Raw genomic sequence first — 18,515 nt, forward strand, 5'->3', positions numbered from 1 at the left:
AGGATCCACAGCCCGTGCCCGCACGGTACGTTGCGTTTGGTCGCGGTCACTAGACTGGAGGGCATGGCAGGCCTGATTAAGCGTGAAGATATCGATGAAGTCCGAAACCGCACGGACCTCAAGGAAGTCATCGATGGATATGTGACGTTGCGCAGTGCGGGTGTCGGGTCGTGGAAGGGTCTTTGCCCCTTCCACGACGAACGCTCACCGTCATTCCACGTGCGCCCGCAGGTCGGCTCCTTCCACTGCTTTGGCTGCGGCGAATCCGGTGACGCGATTGCCTTCTTGCAGAAGATCAACCACGGCACGTTCTCCGAGACCGTCGAGCAGCTCGCTGCCCGCGTCGGCGTCGAACTGCACTACGAGGACGGCGGCACCGGTCCCCGGCGTGAGGAAATCGGCCGTCGCCAGCGCCTGCTCGATGCCCACAAGATCGCCGAGGAGTTCTTCCGCGAGCAACTGTCCACCCCCGGGGCTGCCGAGGGCCAAAAGTTCCTTTCCGAACGTGGCTTCGATGAGGAAGCCGCGGCGCAATTCGGGGTCGGTTACGCGCCCCAGGGATGGGATGCGGCGCTCAAGCACTTACGTGGCCGTGGGTTCCAGGATGAGGAGCTCAAGCTCACCGGCATCTTTTCCGAGGGCAACCGCGGGATTTACGACCGTTTTCGAGGCCGGTTGATCTGGCCGATCCGCGATCTCTCCGGGGCGACCATCGGGTTCGGTGCGCGCAAGCTCTACGAGGATGACCAGGGACCCAAGTACCTCAATACCCCCGAAACCCAGCTCTACAAGAAGTCCCAGGTTCTCTACGGGGTGGATCTTGCCAAGCGGGAGATCACCAAGACCCGGCAGCTGGTCGTGGTCGAGGGCTACACCGACGTCATGGCCTGCCACCTCTCAGGCATCGGCACGGCCGTGGCCACCTGCGGCACCGCGTTTGGAGCCGACCACATCAAGATCGCCCGTCGTCTGTTGCGCGACGACGGATCCGGCGGCGAAGTGGTCTTCACCTTCGACGGAGATGCCGCCGGGCAGAAGGCGGCCTTGCGCGCCTTCGAGGAAGACCAGAAGTTCATCGCCCAGACCTACGTTGCCGTCGAACCCACCGGCGCCGACCCATGCGACCTGCGCCAGACGCGCGGCCCGGAGGCCGTGCGGGAACTCATCGACGCCAAGCGTCCGCTCTTCGAATTCGCCATCAAGGCCGGGTTGAAGAATTTCAACCTGAACACCGTCGAAGGCAGGGTGCAAGCGCTGCGCGTAAGCGCCCCCATCGTGGCAGGTATCCGCGACTCGGCCATTCGCCCTGCCTATGCCCGCGAGCTTGCAGGCTGGCTGGGCATGGACATGGAGGACGTCAACCGGTCGGTGGGCGCTGCGGTGCGACGCAACCGCATGCCCAAAAGTGCCGAACCGGTGCACGGGAACCAAACCCAGGGTACCCAGGAACAGCCCGCAACACCGGTCTACACCCGCCCGGACCCGCGGGACCCCGTGTCCCGGATGGAGCGCGAGGCCCTGGAAGTCGTGCTGCAGCAGCCGGCGCAGCTGAGCGCGGAACAATGGCAGGCGTTCTACGATGCCCGATTCATGGCACCGGCCCACGCGGCTGTCCATGACGCGGTCAGGGCGGCCGGACAGTCCGGGGCCACTCCCTCGCAGTGGGTCGAGGCAATCAGGCAGGAAGTTCCCGAGCCATTGCGCTCCTTCGTTTCCGAACTTGCCGTGACCCCGTTGCCGGCGAGCACCAACGATGCCCTGCTGCGCTATTGCAACGACATCATCAACAGGCTCTTCGAGCTTCAGATCACGCATATGAAGGCGGAGAAAATGGGAGAGTTGCAGCGCATGGATCCGGCCGGGGATCCAGAGGGCTTCCAACGCATCAACCGGGAGCTTTTGGAGCTGGAATTGCGGCGACGTTCACTGCGCCAGGAGTAGTTTTCACCGCGGAAAACACCGATTTTTGTTTTCCTGAAACCTTGTGTAGAGTATTTCTCGTTGCCTTCCCCCGTAGCTCAATTGGCAGAGCGTCCGACTGTTAATCGGAAGGTTACTGGTTCAAGTCCATTCGGGGGAGCCAGATAGGAAATCCGTATTCTCATTATTGGGAATACGGATTTCTTTGTTTAATGCATTGTCACCAAAAAGTACTTGAATTCAAGACATCGCCGGCTCTGCCCCATAAGCGTGGAATCGGCTGAGCCCGGAGGCAACCGTATGATGGAGCGGTGGCTCATATCGACGTATCCGACATCCATTACTTCCTTTCGGACGGAACCCAGCTCCTGGGAGGCGTGACCTTCAAAGTCACTTCCGGTTCGAAAACAGCTCTCATCGGGCCCAACGGGGCAGGCAAGACGACACTGATCAGGATCATCGCCGGGGACATCAAGGCCGATGAAGGCGCGATCAGCCGTTCCGGAGGCATGGGCATCATGCGACAGTTCGTGGGCCAGGTCCGTGATGAATCCACGGTGCGCGACCTGTTGGTCTCGACGGCTTCGGCGGACTTGGCAAAAGCGGCGAAGGCCATGGACGAAACCGAGCTGCTGATGATGGAATCCGATGATGAAAAGGTCCAGATGCGCTATGCGCAAGCCATCATTGACTGGGGCGACGCCGGCGGCTACGAGCTGGAAACCGCATGGGACAAGGTATGCATAACGGCGCTGGGTGTCCCCTTCGAACGTGCCTCACACCGGCTGGCATCCTCCCTCTCGGGCGGGGAACAGAAGCGATTGGTGCTCGAGGCCCTCTTCGAAGGTCCCGACGAGCTCCTGCTTCTGGACGAGCCGGACAACTACCTTGATGTCCCGGGCAAGCGATGGCTTGAAGCCACCATGAACGAGTCGCCCAAGACCGTCCTGTTCATCAGCCACGACCGCGAGCTGTTGAACAACGCGGCTAGCCGCATCGTGACCCTGGAACCTGGCCACTCGGGTGCCACGGCATGGATCCACGGCGGAGCATTCGGGACATACGTCGATGCGCGGCGCGAACGCAACGAGCGCTTCGAAGAGCTGCGCAAGCGGTGGGACGAGGAACATGTCAAGCTCAAGGAGCTGGTGAACATGTACAAGAACAAGGCAGCCTTCCGTTCCGACATGGCCAATCGCTACCACGCGGCCCAGACGCGCCTGGCCAAGTTCCTCGAAGCGGGCCCGCCGCAGGCCATCCCGCTGGAACAAAACGTCAACATGAGGCTCAAGGGCGGACGAACGGCCAAGCGAGCCATCGTCGCGAAGAAGCTTGAGCTCACCGGGCTGATGAAACCCTTCAGCAACGAAATCTGGTTCGGTGACCGCGTGGCCATCCTCGGCTCGAACGGCTCGGGAAAATCCCACTTCCTTCGCTTGCTGGCAGCCGGAGGCACCGACCCCGAACGCGAGCACCTGCCGGTCTCGGACTTCGAGATCGCCGAGGTTCCGCATGAGGGCACGGTAAAGCTCGGTGCCCGTATCCGGCCCGGATTCTTCGCCCAAACCCACAGCCGACCGGACCTTATGGGTCGACCCCTGCTTGATATCCTGCATCGCGGGGACGAGCACCGTTCGGGCATGGCACGGGAAGCGGCATCCGGTGCGCTCGATGGATACGGTCTGGCCGGCCAAGCTGAACAAAAGTATGATTCGCTCTCCGGCGGCCAGCAAGCGCGATTCCAGATCCTTTTGCTGCAGCTTTCCGGAGCCACGCTCCTATTGCTTGACGAGCCCACGGACAACCTCGACCTGCACTCGGGCGAAGCGCTCGAAAGCGCCATCGACTCCTTCGAGGGCACCGTCCTGGCGGTGACCCACGATCGGTGGTTCGCCAGGTCCTTCGACCGGTTCCTGGTGTTTGGGTCCAACGGAAAGGTCTACGAGTCCACGGAGCCCGTTTGGGATGAGGCCCGGGTGCAGCGCGAAAGATAAGGGAGCGCTTCTGGATGAGGGCCTGGAGTCGTCCGGAAAACCGTGGGCATGATTTGGGATCCAATTGGTGCTCTGGTAAAGTATTACCTGCTTCATTCCCCCGTAGCTCAATTGGCAGAGCGTCCGACTGTTAATCGGAAGGTTACTGGTTCAAGTCCATTCGGGGGAGCGCAATAGGAAAACCCCGTCCTCCTTTTAGGAGAACGGGGATTTTTCGTCTCCGGGCCAGCTCATACCGTAGAAGTACTTCTTCAGGGTGAGTTGTTTTCGGCCGTCCGATGATAGTTTTGGGATGAGCAGGCCGGGCCGAGGCCGCATGAAATGGAGACAGCATGTCTGGATCGGAATCGACTGGAACCCAGTACCAGTCAGCGTCAAAAACCTTAAAGGGACAACTGGGCGGGCTTAGCCGCCTGATCCCGAAACAACTGATCGATGAGACGCGCATCGCCGCCTGTGTCTTGAAGTCAAAGGGCATCAACGTCGGCATTGCCGCCGGCGCCGCAGTTGTTGCCCTGGCCCTGCTCAGCTTCATGATGATCGCCTTGGTCGTTGCCTTGATCATGGGAATCGGTACGCTCATCTCGCCGTGGCTGGCCGCGTTGCTGGTAGCTGCGGGCTTCCTTGTTCTTGCCCTGATCCTTGGGCTATTCGCATTCCTGAAGGTCAAGAAGGCGATGCCGTTCATGCCCGAGGAAGCGATCCGTGGATTCCGCCACGACCTTGGAGTGGTCAAGGAAGGCAGCGCGTTTGATGTCGCCACCCTCGACGAGCCCAAGGCATCGAAGGATGACGCCGACAAGGACAATAAGGGTGAGAAGGACGACGAGCCCAAGGTCGAGAAGCCGACCCACAACGAACTGATCATTCGTACCCGGGAACGTCGCGACGAGATTGCCTTGTACCGCGACGGACTGGGACGAAAAATCGACATCCCGATGCAATTCAGCGCAAAGGTGTCCGAAGCCGGCCAGGCAGCCGGTGACACGGTGACCAAGGCCGCCAGCCAGGCACGTGATCTTGCCGATGCCGCTTCAGTGAAGATGTCGGAGGGGGTCGAACGGGCGACAGACAAGTTTGCATCTCTCAGCGGCGTCGACGGCGAAAACGCCAAGGAGGCCCTGCGTGAGCGCTGGCAGCCGCTGGCCATCATGGCCGGGTCCGTGACCATGTTCTTTGTGTTCCTGCGCAAGCTGATGCGCAAGTAGTTACGGGAACCGGGCCAGAGACCTAGTTCCCGTCCACGTCCTCCAGCAGTTGCCCCTCCCGAGATCCGCTCAGGACAGGAGGGGCGACAGCCAGGCAGGCACCGACAGCCGGCCCGACGGGCAGGGGCAACTAGCTAGAGCACGAAGGAGGTGAGCATGCGCATCATTGGGGCGGGAACCCGCGACAATTTTGAATACCGCGAGCTCACCACGTTCTGGACGGTTCCCAACCTCATCACCGTTTTGAGGTTCCTGTTGGTCCCGCTATTCATCTGGCAGACCTTGACCCTGCACTACGGTTGGGCCACGCTGACCTTGGTGATCCTCGGTTCTTCGGACTGGATCGACGGCTACGCAGCCCGGCGCCTGGATCAGATATCCAGCGTCGGAAAGTGGCTGGACCCGGTGGCAGACAGGCTGGCCCTGTTCGCCATTGCCACCACGTTCGTCGCAACAGGAATCGCCCCGCCATGGTTGGCGCTCGCCATCATGATTCCCGATGCCATCTTGATCACCAACGCCTGGGTGCTCTTCCATGGCAATCCCAACCTCCGGGTGAGCAACCTTGGAAAGATCCGTACCGCCTTGTTGCTGGTCGGCACCCCGCTGCTTCTTCTGGGAAGCACCGACTGGGGCCGCGGGACAATGCTGCGGGACATCTCGCTCTGGATCCTTGCACTGGCCTGTGCGCTTCACCTGGTTGCCTTCGTCCAATACTTTATCCAGGCGCACCGGAAGGCCAAGGCGCTGAAGGCGGGAACCGAGTGGTCTGGCTAGCGGTCACGGCCGCGATCACCGGGGCGTTCTTTCTGGCCTTCGGCACACAACGGCAATCCAGCGCGGTGCGTGCCAGTGCCGGCGGGCTGAACGTGACCGGGTTGGGCATGGTTCGTTTGTTCAAGACGCCGCGCTGGGTTTTCGGGCTGGTGCTCCTGGGCATGGGCATGAGCCTGAACGTCTATGCGTTGGCCAATGCACCCTTGACCGTCGTGCAGCCCATTGGCGCGATCGCGTTGGTGATCACCACTGTGGTCAATGCCCGGGAACACCACATCAAGATGAACCGGCCCACGATTCTTGCAATCATCGCCTGCATGATTGGCAGCGTGGGTTTTGTCGTTCTTGCCATCCAGGTCAGTGCCGCGGACCATATGATCACCGTTTCCCAAGAATTGCTCACGATCATGATTCTCGTGGTTGTCGTGCTGGTCTTCGGCGGCGCCGTTGTCATGTTGCCGCACCGCCTCGGCGCCTTCTTTTACATCATGGGTGCAGGTGTCCTCTTCGGCTTCGTGGCGGTGCTGGTTCGCACCATCGCTATCGCCCTGCTTGACCCCAACGGTCGATTCCTCGCGAACGTTACGTGGTACTCCGTGTTGGCGGTGGTGGTTGCCGGACTCCTTGGCTCCTACTTCGTCCAGAACGCCTATTCCAAGGGTCCGCCGGACCTGGTGATTGCCGGATTGACCGTGATCGACCCCATCGTCGGGATCTCCATCGGGATCGCGATTCTTGGTGAACTCGATCCCAATGTCCGACCCGCCATGGCGTTGAGCATGGTTGCTGCCGGATGCATTGCTATCGTGGGGGTCATCGCGTTGTCCCGGCACCACCCTGACGTACTTGAGCGCAAGGCAGAGGCCAAGAAGAGGCCGAAGCTCTCCGACGGCAATTAGATGGCGTTGAAATCCTGCGATTCGTCAACCAAGACAATGAAGCGACTACCGTGGCCTCCAGAAGCGGTCATGTCAAGGAGTGAACACACCCCGTGACGGGCGAGAAACCATTGAAGATCGTCATTGCAGCGGATACCTATCCGCCGGATGTAAACGGCGCTGCAGTCTTTTGCCATCGTCTGGCCACAGCGATGACTGAGCGCGGACATGAGGTCTACGTTATGGCCACCCGGCCGACCAAGGGGCCGACCATCACCGAAGTGCGCCCCGAGGCAACCGTTTACAGGCTGCGTTCGCACTCGGTGCCGACCCATGAGTATTTCCGCATTTGCTTCCCTTGGGAAATCAATCCTGAGATCAAGAAGTTGCTGAACAAGATCCAGCCGGACGTGGTCCATGCCCAGTGCCACTACATGATTGGTCAGCAAGCCCTGGCCGTTGGGAACAAGCTGGGCGTTCAAACCGTTGCGACCAACCACTTCATGCCGGAAAACCTTGACCCGTTCCTGCCGTTTCCGCAGTGGTTCAAGCGCATCATTGCACGCAATTCCTGGCGTGACATGGGCAAGATCATGGGCAAGGCGAATGTCGTGACCACCCCGACCCCGTTGGCCGCCCGGGCCATGAGCCGGTTCGCGCGCTTAAGCACCGTGCTTCCGCTGTCCAATGGCATCGATTCGAGCCACTACGAGCTCGGCGACAACGAAACGATTGAGTGCAACCCGTACCCCACGATCCTGTTTGTCGGCAGGCTGGCCGTGGAAAAGAACGTCAACGAACTCATTGATGCGCTTTCTTTGATGAAGACCGCACCCGAGGTGCACCTTGAAGTCATCGGTGGCGGAGAGCAGCGCGCACCGCTGGAAAAGCTGGCGCGCGAAAATGGTGTGGCCGACCGCGTGCGCTTCCTGGGACACGTGGACGACGCGGAATTGCGCAGGGCCTACTTGCGTTGCGATGTGTTCTGCCAGCCCGGTACCGCCGAACTGCAGTCCTTGGTGACCCTGGAAGCGCTGTCGGCTTCACGGCCCGTGGTCTTGGCCAACGCCATGGCGCTGCCTCACTTGGTTGAGAACGGTGTCAACGGCTACCTCTTTGAGCCCGGCGACCGCGCAGACCTGGCCAACAAGATCGACACGATCCTTGCCTTGACATCGCCCGAGCAGGAAATAATGGGCAAGGCCGGGCATGCCAAGGCCGCCGAGCACAGCCACAGCAAGACCATGGACACCTTCGAATCCATCTATCGAGGGGCCAAGGCCGAGGACTTCCTGCCCTGATTCCTCAGTGGGCTTTGGGATTACGGCCGTGGAAGATGAAAACGCGCGGCGAAATCCACTAGTATGGCGAGGGATGTTTCACTGATCGACGTTTCGGCGTCGAAGAGCGGGACACCCGGTATTGGGGCGGTAGCTCAGTTGGTCAGAGCAGGGGACTCATAATCCCTTGGTCGTCGGTTCAAGCCCGACCCGCCCTACGAATGGAAGTCCTGGTCGAGTACTCATATGTGAGGAATCCGGCCGGGACTTTTTCGATCGCTGGACGGATTCCCCTACGGGTCAGGCACCTCCAGACGGAGCTTGGAAAGCACCACCGCAGGATTTGTATTTGTCCTTTCGGCCCGGCCGAGCGTTCACCTTTTGCGCAGCACCGATGAAAGGACGAGAGGGTCCATGCATTGCGTCATATTCGTTGACCAGCATCCCGACACCCTTGGAGGCATGCAAACCTCCGTCCGCTTGCAACGGCGCTTCCTGGAACTATCGGGTCACAAGGTCACCATCGTTTCCCCTCGCTGTCGTGGTGCGCACGCACAGGATCCCGCGGTTATCGAACTGCCCTCGATGCCCTTGGGCCCTGGGGAGTATTCCCTGTGCATACCGGGGAAAAGTACCGACAAGGTCCTGGCGAAGGCCCTCGCCGCACGCGGGCACGCGGATGTCGTTCATGTCCAAGCAGATTTCTGGGGTGCCGTCATCGGCTATCGTTTCGCCGAGGCCCGGCACCTGCCGGTGGTGCACACGATGCACAACCGGCTCGACGTGGGCATCGCGGCAACCATGCCGTTCCCGGGCATGGTGCAGCGTGGATTCGGGCTGGCGCAGAAAATCTTTCTGCACACCGACAGGCCCGCGGCGGTGGATGCTTGGACGTATCTCGCACGTTTCACCGACAACGCCGAATGCGTCACGGCTCCCTCGAGCCATTTCGCGAAGTTGCTACAACGTGAAGGGGTTTTCAACCCGGTGGACGTGGTACCCAACGGGATGGACGACACGATCGCCGCCGAGCTCCTGTCCCAACCACCGCAGGGACCCAATCCACGACCGAGGTTGGCCTGGGTCGGCCGGTTCAGTCCCGAGAAACGACTACTTCCCTTCCTGGACGCCGTGGCAATGGCAGACATCGATGCCGACATCCATGTTTTCGGTGACGGCGCCGACCGTGCCAAGGCCGAAGCCAAGGCCAAGGAGATGAATAACGCAACGGTCCACGTCCGCGGAAAAGTCCCGTACCGGCAAATGCTTGGCGAATTGCGCCGTGCCGACGCATTGGTCCAGACCTCCCAGGGTTTCGAGACCCAGGGGATGACCGTTTTCGAAGCAGCTGCGCTGGGCACCCCCTCGCTGCTCAGCGACCGCAACATCGCCCAAGATCTGCCGCGAGGAGGCTACTGGCTGACCCGCGACGACTCGATCCAGACGCTGGCCAAGACCCTTGATCACTGTGTCGCGCAGATCAAGGACGGCAGCGGCCCGGACACGGCTTCCTTCGACCCGGAGTCGTTTCTGCAAAGCCGGCAGACCGAACTCATGGTTAAGGTCTACGAGGCCGCGATCAAGGAATCCGGGGCCAGGGCCCGCCCCGGCAACTAGTCCAACGGCAGCAGGACCGATGGCCGGGTGTCGTGGATCGTGAGCAACGGATCGATGTACCGCCCGTCCAGCCGCAAGCCCCAATGCAGGCAACGCCCGGTGCAGTGGGACCCTGTCCCGATCATCCCGACCTCATCCCCGGTGCTGACAATCGCTCCGCGGGCCAACGTGCTGCGCACCGGCTCAAGGCTGGTGAGCAAGCCCGATCCGTGGTCGATGACCAGGACGGGACGGTCAACGATTTGGCCCACGAAAGAGACGATGCCGTCCGACGGTGCACCGACCCTGGCTCCGGGATTCCCGGCCAGATCTACGCCGCGGTGACCGCTGAGCCAGCGCTGGGCCGGTGGGTCGAAGGCGCGCAACACTGTCGGCACAGGATCCAGCGGCCACGCCCATGGACCGGAATGGAGCCCAGCCGGTTCCGGCGACGCGGTGGAGAGTGGGGAAGTAGCCGCGGGAACCAGCAGCAGGACGGCGCCCACCACGAAGCCCGCTAGTGCGGAAACGGTTTTCATGCCCCAAGCCTGGGCCGATGGCGCCTCGCTGTGGGTCCCGGCCCGGTGCGCTGTGGAAGGGCGCGCGGGTGTGAGGCACGTCCCATCAGGCGGTGCGGATGAGTCAATTTCCAGGACCTTCGCCTGTAGTACACTTGAACATGCGGTTCTCTGTGCCCTCTTGATGCCTGCGCTGAAAAGAGGACGCATGAAGCCGACTTCGCGTATGAGTCATCCATGCAACCCGATCCCCGCAAAATGTGGTGATTGGCTGTGTGTGACGCCCAGGCCCACGGTCCGAATCACTTCGGTTGTAGCCAGCGGCGGGAGCGGTCCGCCGGTCCTCTCATGCCAGGGGTTGCGTCCAATTCCGGATGTGCACCATCAACCGATAACAATGGCAGTTACCGCGGTCCAGGGATGGGCCGGCCAGCTACTGCCGGAAGGAGTTGCGACATGCCAGTCGTAACCATGCGCCAGCTGCTCGACAGCGGCGTTCACTTTGGACACCAGACCCGTCGTTGGAACCCGAAGATGAAGCGTTTCATCTTCACGGAGCGCAACGGCATCTACATCATTGACTTGCAGCAGTCGCTGTCGTACATCGACCGCGCCTTCGAGTTCGTCAAGCAGACTGTTGCCCACGGCGGCACCGTTCTGTTCGTTGGCACCAAGAAGCAGGCTCAGGAATCAATTTCCGAGCAGGCTACCCGCGTGGGCCAGCCCTACGTCAACCAGCGCTGGCTCGGTGGCATGCTCACCAACTTCCAGACGGTTTCCAAGCGCATCTCACGCATGAAGGAACTCGAAGAGATCGATTTCGAGGACGTAGCCGGCTCGGGCCACACCAAGAAGGAACTGCTGCTGCTCCGCCGCGAGCTCACCAAGTTGCAGACCAACCTTGGCGGTATCCGCAACCTGACCAAGACCCCTTCGGTCATCTGGGTTGTTGACACCAAGAAGGAGCACTTGGCCATCGACGAAGCGCGGAAGCTGGGCATCCCGGTTGTTGCAATTCTCGATACTAACTGCGACCCGGATGAAGTCCAGTACCCGATCCCGGGCAACGACGACGCCATCCGCTCCGTCAACCTGCTCACCCGCGTTGTTGCAGACGCCGTTGCCGAGGGCCTAATCGCCCGCAACAACAAGGCTGCAGGCAACACCGAAGCCCCGGCCGAGCCGCTGGCCGAGTGGGAGCGCGAACTGTTGGAGACCAACAAGACCGAGGCTCCTGCCGCTGAAGCTGCTCCGGCAGCCGCAGAAGCAGCTCCGGTTGCCGAAGAGGCACCCGCCGCAGAAGCAGCTCCGGTTGCCGAAGAGGCACCCGCCGCAGAAGCAGCCCCGGCTGCCGAAGAGGCACCGGCCGCTTCGGCCGAGTAGTCACAAAACCAAGGCCCGCAGGAGCCGGGGCTTCCTCCTAAGGGAAGCTCCGGCTTCGGGGACAAACCGCGGGACGGGCCACAACGGCCCGTCCTTCGGCGAAAAAGACCAAAACCACTTATTGAATGGGGTTGCACGTGGCAAACTACACCGCTGCTGACATTAAGGCACTGCGCGAGCGCACCGGCGCTGGCATGATGGACGTCAAGAAGGCCCTCGACGAAGCCGATGGCAACGCCGAGAAGGCCATGGAGCTCATCCGCATCAAGGGCCTCAAGGGCGCCACCAAGCGCGAAGGCCGCTCGACCTCGGAAGGCCTCATTGCCGCCAAGGTCATCGACGGCACCGTCGGCGTCATGATCGAACTGAGCTGCGAGACCGACTTCGTTGCCAAGAACGAGAAGTTCATCGCCCTGGCAAACCAGGTCCTGGAAGTTGCGGTTTCCTCCGCCGCAGCCGATCTGGAAACCCTGCTGGCCGTCGACGTTGAGGGCAAGGCCCTGGCCGATGTCGTCACCGAAGAAGGCGCAGTGCTCGGCGAGAAGGTCATCGTCCGTCGCATGAGCCGCGTCGAAGGCGCAACCGTGGATGCATACCTGCACAAGACCTCGAAGGATCTGCCGGCCCAGGTCGGCGTCCTGTTCGCAGTCGACGGCGACGGCGACGGTGCTTTCACCGTTGCACATGACGTTGCAGTGCATATCGCTGCCATGTCCCCGTCGGTCCTGGGCCGCGATGGCATCGCCGCCGAGACCGTGGAGAACGAACGCCGCATCGCTATGGAAACCGCAGTGGCCGAGGGCAAGCCCGAAGCCGCACTGCCGAAGATCGTTGAAGGGCGCCTGACCGGTTTCTTCAAGGAATCGGTGCTGGTTGACCAGGCGTTCGCCAAGGATGCCAAGAAGTCCGTGGGCGCCGTGCTCGAAGAGGCCGGCGTCAAGGCCACCGCATTCGCACGCTTCCGTGTCGGCGCGTAACTAGTTCCATCTGCAGGTAAGTTGGTTTGCGGCGCCACGGCACCGCTGGCCAATTGCTGCACAGCTTGGTAAAAAGGGGGTGGCCACTTCACAGTGGCCGTCCCCTTTTTCCTGCCAGCCCCAATGGACCGCGAGTATTCCCGTGGTCCACCCAAAAGACAGCAACGACGTGGGCCGGCACCGACCCGCACGCAGGAGGAACGAGATCCCCATGGACGCAACCCGTGAAACGAGCGAGCACCCACACGTACCCCGTCGTCGGAGGGTCTTGCTGAAGCTATCCGGCGAGGTCTTCGGAGGCGGCAAGCTGGGCGTCGACCCTGACACCGTGCGCGGAGTCGCCGAACAGATTGCAGCAACGGTGGGCAAGGTCGAGGTAGCCATCGTGGTCGGCGGAGGAAACTTCTTCCGCGGAGCCGAGCTCTCGGCATCCGGCATGGACCGTTCCCGCGCCGACTACATGGGCATGCTCGGCACCGTCATGAACTGCCTGGCGCTGCAGGACTTCCTGGAGCAGGCAGGCGTGGACACCCGCGTGCAGTCCGCGATCTCCATGGCCCAGGTCGCAGAGGCATACATCCCGCGCCGTGCCATCCGGCACCTGGAAAAGGACCGCGTAGTCATCTTCGGCGCCGGCGCCGGACTGCCCTACTTCTCCACCGACACCGTGGCCGCACAGCGTGCCCTGGAAGTCGATGCCGACCTGGTGCTGATGGCAAAGAGCGGTGTCGACGGTGTCTACACCGCGGACCCGAAGAAGGATCCGAACGCAGTGAAGATCGATCACCTGACGTACGACGAGGCGCTCATCAAGGATATCCGGGTCATGGACCAGACGGCCATGACCATGTGCAAGGACAATGGGCTGGAGATGTTGGTCTTCGGCATGGAAGGCGAAGGAAACGTCACCCGCGCCATCTTGGGCGAGGAAAACGGAACCCGCGTCACCATCTAGCTGCCCCAAGTCATCAGCGTTTGTGGCATAGGATTGACTGAAAGCCCAAAATCATCAGGCCGCCCCTTTTTTTGGGCAGCCGATTCAAAGGAGTAGACCGTGATTGAGGAAACCCTCGCCGAAGCTGCCGACAAGATGGATCGAACCATCGAAACCGCGAAAGAGGATTTCTCCGCAATTCGCACGGGCCGCGCCCACCCGGGAATGTACGCCAAGGTCCTGGTGGACTACTACGGCACCCCGACCCCGCTGCAGCAGCTGGCGTCCTTCGCCGTTCCGGAAGCACGCACCTTGTTGATCAGCCCCTACGATGTCAGCGCACTGCGCGAGATCGAAAAGGCCCTGGGTGACTCCGAGGTCGGCGCCAACCCGTCGAACGACGGCAAGACCATTCGCGTGATCCTGCCGGTGCTGACCGAGGAACGCCGCAAGGAATACGTCAAGGTCGTGCGCGGCAAGGGCGAGGACGCCAAGGTTGCATTGCGCAACATTCGTCGCCGGGCCAAGGACTCCATTGACAAGCTCGTCAAGGACGGCGACGTCGGTGAGGACGAAGGCGCACGCGCCGAAAAGGACCTCGACGCACTGACCAAGTCCCACGCCGACGGCATCGATGACTTGCTCAAGCGCAAGGAAACCGAGCTGCTGGAAGTCTAATGTCCAATCCCACCGAGCCGAGCGAGGGAGCCGAAGAGTCCCTTTCGCAGCCGTCGCCGGATACCGGCGGGCTTGAACCGAAAACACGACGCAGCGGCAAGGCCGAGCAGAAAAAGACCTCGAAGGCCGGCCGGGACCTCCCGGCGGCCATCGTGGTCGGGCTCGTGCTTCTGGCAGTGGTGCTTACCGGGCTGTTTTTCCTGCCGTTGGCGTTCGTCGCCACGGTCGCGATCTTCGGGGTGGTGGGCTGCTGGGAAGTTTCCCGGGCGCTGAACAGCACCGGCATCGACACCCCGTTGGTGCCGTTGGCCGTGGGCGCGATCGCCATGCCTTTCTCCGCGTTCTACGGGGGGCTTGAATCACTGGGCATTGCGTTCACCGCCAGCGCGCTGTTGGTGTTCCTGTGGCGCATCATCGAAGGACCGGCCAAATCGGTGGCCTCGGTCGTGGCCAGCATCTTCGTGTTGTCCTGGGTGCCGCTGCTGCTGAGCTTCGCGGTTCTGGTGCTCAAGGAGCCACGCGGCTACCTGCTGCTGACCACGATGCTGCTGCTGGTGGTCTCCAATGACACCTTTGGATATCTGGTGGGTGCGCTTTTCGGAAAGCACCCGATGGCCCCGAAGATCAGTCCCAAGAAGTCCTGGGAAGGTTTTGCCGGATCCGTCGGGGGAGCGACCCTGGTCGGTATCCTGGCGGCGGTCTTCCTGCTCGATGCACCATGGTGGTTCGGGGTGCCGCTGGCCGTGGCCACCGTCGCGGCGGCAACAACCGGCGACCTTGCCGAATCCATGGTCAAGCGGGAGCTTGGCATCAAGGACATGAGCAACATCTTGCCGGGCCACGGCGGGGTCATGGACAGGCTCGATTCGGTCGTCTTTGCGATCCCCGTGACCTATATCCTCACCATTTTGCTGATTCCCGGCGCGCTCTAGTTCGAAGAGCTGCCCGCGATTCCCTAGGATGGGTACTTACAGGCAGGTGCGGCCCCGTAAGGGACCACGCACCATCAGCAGGAACACGATGCCGGTTAGCCGGTATGCGGAACCAAGATCAAGGAAAGAAATTTGAGTCAGGAAAAGGCACAGCCGGCCCCCAGCCCATTTGAGCGCGTGGGGGAAAAAGAGTTCGGTTACAACACCAAACAGGTCGATGTCTTCCTCTCCCGTGCCCGCGCCACGTTCAACGGCGACGGTGACGACGATTCGATTGTCACCAGCCACATGGTGCGCCGCACCGTCTTTCCGGCCCAGCGCGGTGGCTACAGTGCCCGGGAGGTCGATGGTGCACTGGATAGGCTCGAGGACGTCTTTGCCCAACGCGAACGCGACGCCCTGATCCAGTCCAACGGGGAAGACGCCTGGCTGCAACAGGTCGGAAGGCTCTCTGCGATCCTTCGCGGGCGCCTGCACCGCTCCCCGGGGGAACGCTTCCGCCGCCCCTCGCGGGCCAACGCCTCGAGCTACAACGTGCAAGACGTTGACAAGCTCTCCTCCCAGCTCATCGACTACTTCGAGAAGGACGTTCCGATGAGCGTGGATGCCGTGCGCCGCGCCGAGTTCCGTCGCGCGGAGGGCGAGCACGGGTACGAGGAATCACAGGTCGATGCGTTCCTTGACCGCGTCGTGGAGTTGATGGCCTCCATCGACTAGCCATCGATGCGTATCCAATGGTTTTCATGCTGTTGGCCCACCGGGATACCCCGGGCGGGCCAACAGCATTTTTTATCTCAGAAACGGGGCCGCTAGCGGGCTTCGGGTACGTGGAGCCGGGCCATCACGGCATCGATGCGCCCCGGCGCACGATGCCTGGTTGCCAGGGAGACCGTGATCATCACCAGGAACGCCAGAGGCACGCACCATGCTGCCGGCTGGGCCACCAAGGCGTGCATGGATCCCGGTGTGTTGGGCAGTATGGCGGCTAGGGCCAGGGAGGAGCCGCAACCCACTGCCCCGGCCAGCATCCCGGACATCGCCCCGGCAACCGTCAGCCCGCGCCACCAGATGCCCAGCAGCAACAAGGGACAGATGGTCGCCGCGGTGAAGGCGAAGACGGAGCCGATGGCACCGGCCAGCGCGAAGGTGCTGGTGCCCAGCGCGAGCAACAGCGGCACGACCGTGGCAATGAGCGTGGAGATCCGGAATCCACGCACGGTGCCTTGGAAGAGGTCCTGGGAGATGGTTCCGGCCAGGGAGACCACCAAGCCGGAGGACGTGGAAAGGAAAGCCGCGAAAGCGCCGCCGATGATGATCGCGCTCAACGCGTCCCCGGCGCTCCCGCCCAGGATCCGGCCGGGAAGCAGCAGCACCGTGGCATCGGCGTTCCCGCTGGTGGCCAGCTCGGGGGTGTAGGCACGGCCCAGGATGCCCAAGACAGTGGGGAAGAGGTAGAACAGGGCCAGCAGGCCCAACACGATCACGGTGGTTTTCCGCGCCGAGGGCCCGTCGGGGTTGGTGTAGAAACGCACGAGCACGTGCGGCAGGCCCAGGGTGCCAAAGAGCAGCGCAACAATCAGCGAGATGTTGTAGTAGAGGCCTTTGCCTGCCGAAGCGTCTGCGGCGGTGTCGAAGATCGCCCCGTCAAGGGTGGCCGACTCCCCGGCTAGTTCCAGGTGCAGCAGCAGGAACACCACCGGGATCGCCAAGGCGGCCAGCTTGAGCCAGTACTGGAACGCCTGGACGAAGGTGATCGAGCGCATCCCGCCAGCCAGCACCGTGAGGCACACGATTCCCATCACCAGCACCGAGCCGATCCAGCCGGGCAGGCCGGTGCTGATGCCCATGGTCAGCGAGGCGCCGTGCAGCTGAGGGACGATATACAGCCAACAGATCACCACCACCAGGAAACTGGTGAGCCGGCGCAACTTCATCGACCCCAACCGGATCTGCGCAAAGTCCGGGATGGTGTAGGCCCGGGAGCGGCGCAGCGGGGCAGCGACGAAAAGCAGCAGCATCAGGTAGCCGGCGGTGTACCCGATGGGGAACCACAGCGCGTCCTGCCCGGAGACTACGATCAGCCCGGCAATACCCAAGAATGATGCCGCCGAGAGGTATTCCCCGCCAATGGCGCTGGCGTTCCACCAGGGCTTCACGGTGCGTGAAGCGACATAGAAGTCCTCGGTGGTGCGGGAGAGGCGCAGCCCGTTGATCGCAATGAGCACCGTTGCCAGGCACACGAGCACCACGGCCAGCAGCGCAACGGTGGGGTTGATCATTTGGCGATGCTCCGGTACTTGGCCTCGTTGCGGGCCGCGGCCTTGGTGAACAGGATCGCCGAGAGCATGATCAGCGGATAGACGCCCACCCCCAGCAGCCACCAGGGCAGCGGGATGGTGGCCAGGCGGATGTTGTTGATCTGCGGCCAGGCGACGACCATCACCGCCATCCCCACCAGCAACAGCAGGAAGCCCAGCGCGACCGAGACGGCAAGGCGCAGCTGCGAGCGGATCAGCGAATGGACGTAGAAGGTGTCGGCCGCCGCCGGGGCCGAGCGGCGCACGATGTTCAGCATGGTGCCGGCAGGGGCACTGACGCGCACCCTGTTGCCCGTGGGCGGGGGCAGCATCTCATCGCCGGGCGCCACGGTGGTTTCCGGTGATGGTGGCAGGTCCCCGGGAGCGGGGTCGCTCACAGCGGCCTGACACGATTGGCTGCCAGGCGTTCGCGCAGGTAGGGCAGGGCGCGGCGCGAGACGGGCAGTTCGATCCCGCTGATGAGAACCGAGGCCTTGCCGGTTGCAAGTTTCACCGTGTCGATCTTTTCCATGGCCACGAGGTAGGAGCGGTGGATGCGGATGTACCCGGCCGAGGACCACTGCTGTTCCAAATCGTTCAACGGCACCCGGATCAGGTAGCTGGCGTCCTTGGTGTGCAGCCGGGCGTAGTCGCCCTGGGCCTGCACATAGCGGATCTCATCGCGGCGGATCATCTTGGTGACCCCGCCCTGGTCAACGGTGACGACCTCGGGCTTGGCGATTTCCTCTTCGACCTGCTCGCAGATCCGGCGGATTGATTCGGCCAGCCGTTCGGGGCGCACCGGCTTGAGCACATAGTCCAACGCGGCTAGCTCGAAGGCTTCAAGGGCCTGGTCCTCGTCGGCGGTGACGAACACGACGGCCGGGGGACGGGTGAAGCGCGAGATGACCCGGGCGATGTCCAGCCCGGAAAGCGCCGGCATATGGATGTCCAGGAACAGTGCGTCGACCTCGAATTCCTCCAGCGCCTTCAGCGCCTCGGCCCCGGAATTGGCGCGGTGGATGGTCCCCACCCTGGCATCGAGGGAGAGTAGGTAGGCCAGTTCCTCGACGGCCGGCAGTTCATCGTCGGCAACGACCACGTTAATCATGGATGACATTTTACCTGCCCCTGTTGCCCGCG

The 18,515-nt window shown here is 62.3% G+C and carries 17 protein-coding genes and 3 tRNA genes; 16 read left to right on the top strand and 4 right to left on the bottom strand.

The window, feature by feature from the left end:
- Positions 1-63 precede the first annotated feature (63 nt).
- The 10 genes from dnaG to ABEA12_RS08645 all read left to right on the top strand — a co-directional run bounded on the left by dnaG (position 64) and on the right by ABEA12_RS08645 (position 9,674).
- The gene (gene dnaG / locus ABEA12_RS08600; RefSeq protein WP_210101562.1) at positions 64-1,941 is read left to right on the top strand and encodes a DNA primase; all 1,878 of its coding nucleotides are present in this window, start codon (positions 64-66) and stop codon (positions 1,939-1,941) included.
- 66 nt (positions 1,942-2,007) lie between these two features.
- Positions 2,008-2,083 (top strand) — tRNA-Asn (locus tag ABEA12_RS08605).
- Positions 2,084-2,231: 148 nt separating this feature from the next.
- Complete coding sequence (locus tag ABEA12_RS08610) at positions 2,232-3,914, top strand: ABC-F family ATP-binding cassette domain-containing protein (RefSeq protein WP_210101561.1); 1,683 nt, start codon at positions 2,232-2,234, stop codon at positions 3,912-3,914.
- Between the two features lie 96 nt (positions 3,915-4,010).
- Positions 4,011-4,083, top strand: a tRNA-Asn gene (locus tag ABEA12_RS08615).
- 163 nt (positions 4,084-4,246) lie between these two features.
- Positions 4,247-5,122 carry a phage holin family protein gene (locus ABEA12_RS08620; RefSeq protein WP_210101560.1) on the top strand — a complete coding sequence of 292 codons (876 nt, stop codon included), beginning with the start codon at positions 4,247-4,249 and terminating at the stop codon, positions 5,120-5,122.
- Between the two features lie 156 nt (positions 5,123-5,278).
- Entirely contained in the window at positions 5,279-5,899 is a 621-nt protein-coding gene (locus ABEA12_RS08625; protein WP_210101559.1) for a CDP-alcohol phosphatidyltransferase family protein, read from the top strand.
- Entirely contained in the window at positions 5,887-6,798 is a 912-nt protein-coding gene (locus tag ABEA12_RS08630; RefSeq protein WP_210101558.1) for a DMT family transporter, read from the top strand. Before ABEA12_RS08625 ends, ABEA12_RS08630 begins: the two co-directional genes overlap by 13 nt.
- A gap of 92 nt (positions 6,799-6,890) precedes the next feature.
- Entirely contained in the window at positions 6,891-8,078 is a 1,188-nt protein-coding gene (locus tag ABEA12_RS08635) for a glycosyltransferase (protein WP_210101557.1), read from the top strand.
- A gap of 123 nt (positions 8,079-8,201) precedes the next feature.
- A tRNA-Ile gene (locus ABEA12_RS08640) sits at positions 8,202-8,275 on the top strand.
- Between the two features lie 244 nt (positions 8,276-8,519).
- On the top strand, positions 8,520-9,674 hold the full coding sequence (locus tag ABEA12_RS08645) for a glycosyltransferase (protein ID WP_345467649.1): 1,155 nt from the start codon (positions 8,520-8,522) through the stop codon (positions 9,672-9,674).
- Here the strand turns inward: ABEA12_RS08645 and ABEA12_RS08650 are convergent.
- On the bottom strand, positions 9,671-10,192 hold the full coding sequence (locus ABEA12_RS08650) for a M23 family metallopeptidase (RefSeq protein ID WP_210101555.1): 522 nt from the start codon (positions 10,190-10,192) through the stop codon (positions 9,671-9,673). The genes ABEA12_RS08645 and ABEA12_RS08650 overlap by 4 nt on opposite strands.
- Before the next feature lie 435 nt (positions 10,193-10,627).
- Here ABEA12_RS08650 and rpsB point away from each other — a divergent pair, with 435 nt between their 5' ends.
- From rpsB to ABEA12_RS08680, 6 genes are all read left to right on the top strand, one after another.
- Positions 10,628-11,554 carry a 30S ribosomal protein S2 gene (gene rpsB / locus ABEA12_RS08655; protein ID WP_210101554.1) on the top strand — a complete coding sequence of 309 codons (927 nt, stop codon included), beginning with the start codon at positions 10,628-10,630 and terminating at the stop codon, positions 11,552-11,554.
- 137 nt (positions 11,555-11,691) lie between these two features.
- Entirely contained in the window at positions 11,692-12,531 is an 840-nt protein-coding gene (tsf, locus tag ABEA12_RS08660) for a translation elongation factor Ts (protein WP_210101553.1), read from the top strand.
- Positions 12,532-12,742: 211 nt separating this feature from the next.
- On the top strand, positions 12,743-13,486 hold the full coding sequence (gene pyrH / locus ABEA12_RS08665; RefSeq protein WP_210101552.1) for a UMP kinase: 744 nt from the start codon (positions 12,743-12,745) through the stop codon (positions 13,484-13,486).
- A 99-nt stretch (positions 13,487-13,585) separates the two neighbouring features.
- Complete coding sequence (gene frr / locus ABEA12_RS08670) at positions 13,586-14,143, top strand: ribosome recycling factor (RefSeq protein WP_210101551.1); 558 nt, start codon at positions 13,586-13,588, stop codon at positions 14,141-14,143.
- Positions 14,143-15,075, top strand: a complete 933-nt coding sequence (locus ABEA12_RS08675; RefSeq protein ID WP_210101550.1) for a phosphatidate cytidylyltransferase — start codon at positions 14,143-14,145, stop codon at positions 15,073-15,075. Before frr ends, ABEA12_RS08675 begins: the two co-directional genes overlap by 1 nt.
- 132 nt (positions 15,076-15,207) lie before the next feature.
- Entirely contained in the window at positions 15,208-15,792 is a 585-nt protein-coding gene (locus ABEA12_RS08680) for a DivIVA domain-containing protein (protein WP_345467659.1), read from the top strand.
- A gap of 92 nt (positions 15,793-15,884) precedes the next feature.
- Here ABEA12_RS08680 and ABEA12_RS08685 read toward each other — a convergent pair whose 3' ends face one another.
- From ABEA12_RS08685 to ABEA12_RS08695, 3 genes are read right to left on the bottom strand one after another with little or no spacing between them, the layout of a single operon-like run.
- Entirely contained in the window at positions 15,885-17,351 is a 1,467-nt protein-coding gene (locus tag ABEA12_RS08685) for a sodium/solute symporter (protein WP_210102626.1), read from the bottom strand.
- A complete protein-coding gene (locus tag ABEA12_RS08690; RefSeq protein ID WP_345467662.1) occupies positions 17,351-17,770 on the bottom strand; it encodes a hypothetical protein in 420 nt (139 codons plus the stop codon). Before ABEA12_RS08690 ends, ABEA12_RS08685 begins: the two co-directional genes overlap by 1 nt.
- Positions 17,767-18,483: a LytR/AlgR family response regulator transcription factor gene (locus tag ABEA12_RS08695; protein ID WP_210102624.1), complete on the bottom strand. Its 717-nt coding sequence runs from the start codon at positions 18,481-18,483 to the stop codon at positions 17,767-17,769. Before ABEA12_RS08695 ends, ABEA12_RS08690 begins: the two co-directional genes overlap by 4 nt.
- Positions 18,484-18,515: the final 32 nt, after the last annotated feature.

The sequence above is a fragment of the Paeniglutamicibacter antarcticus genome, assembly GCF_039544305.1.
GTDB classification, from domain to species: Bacteria; Actinomycetota; Actinomycetes; order Actinomycetales; family Micrococcaceae; genus Paeniglutamicibacter; species Paeniglutamicibacter antarcticus_C.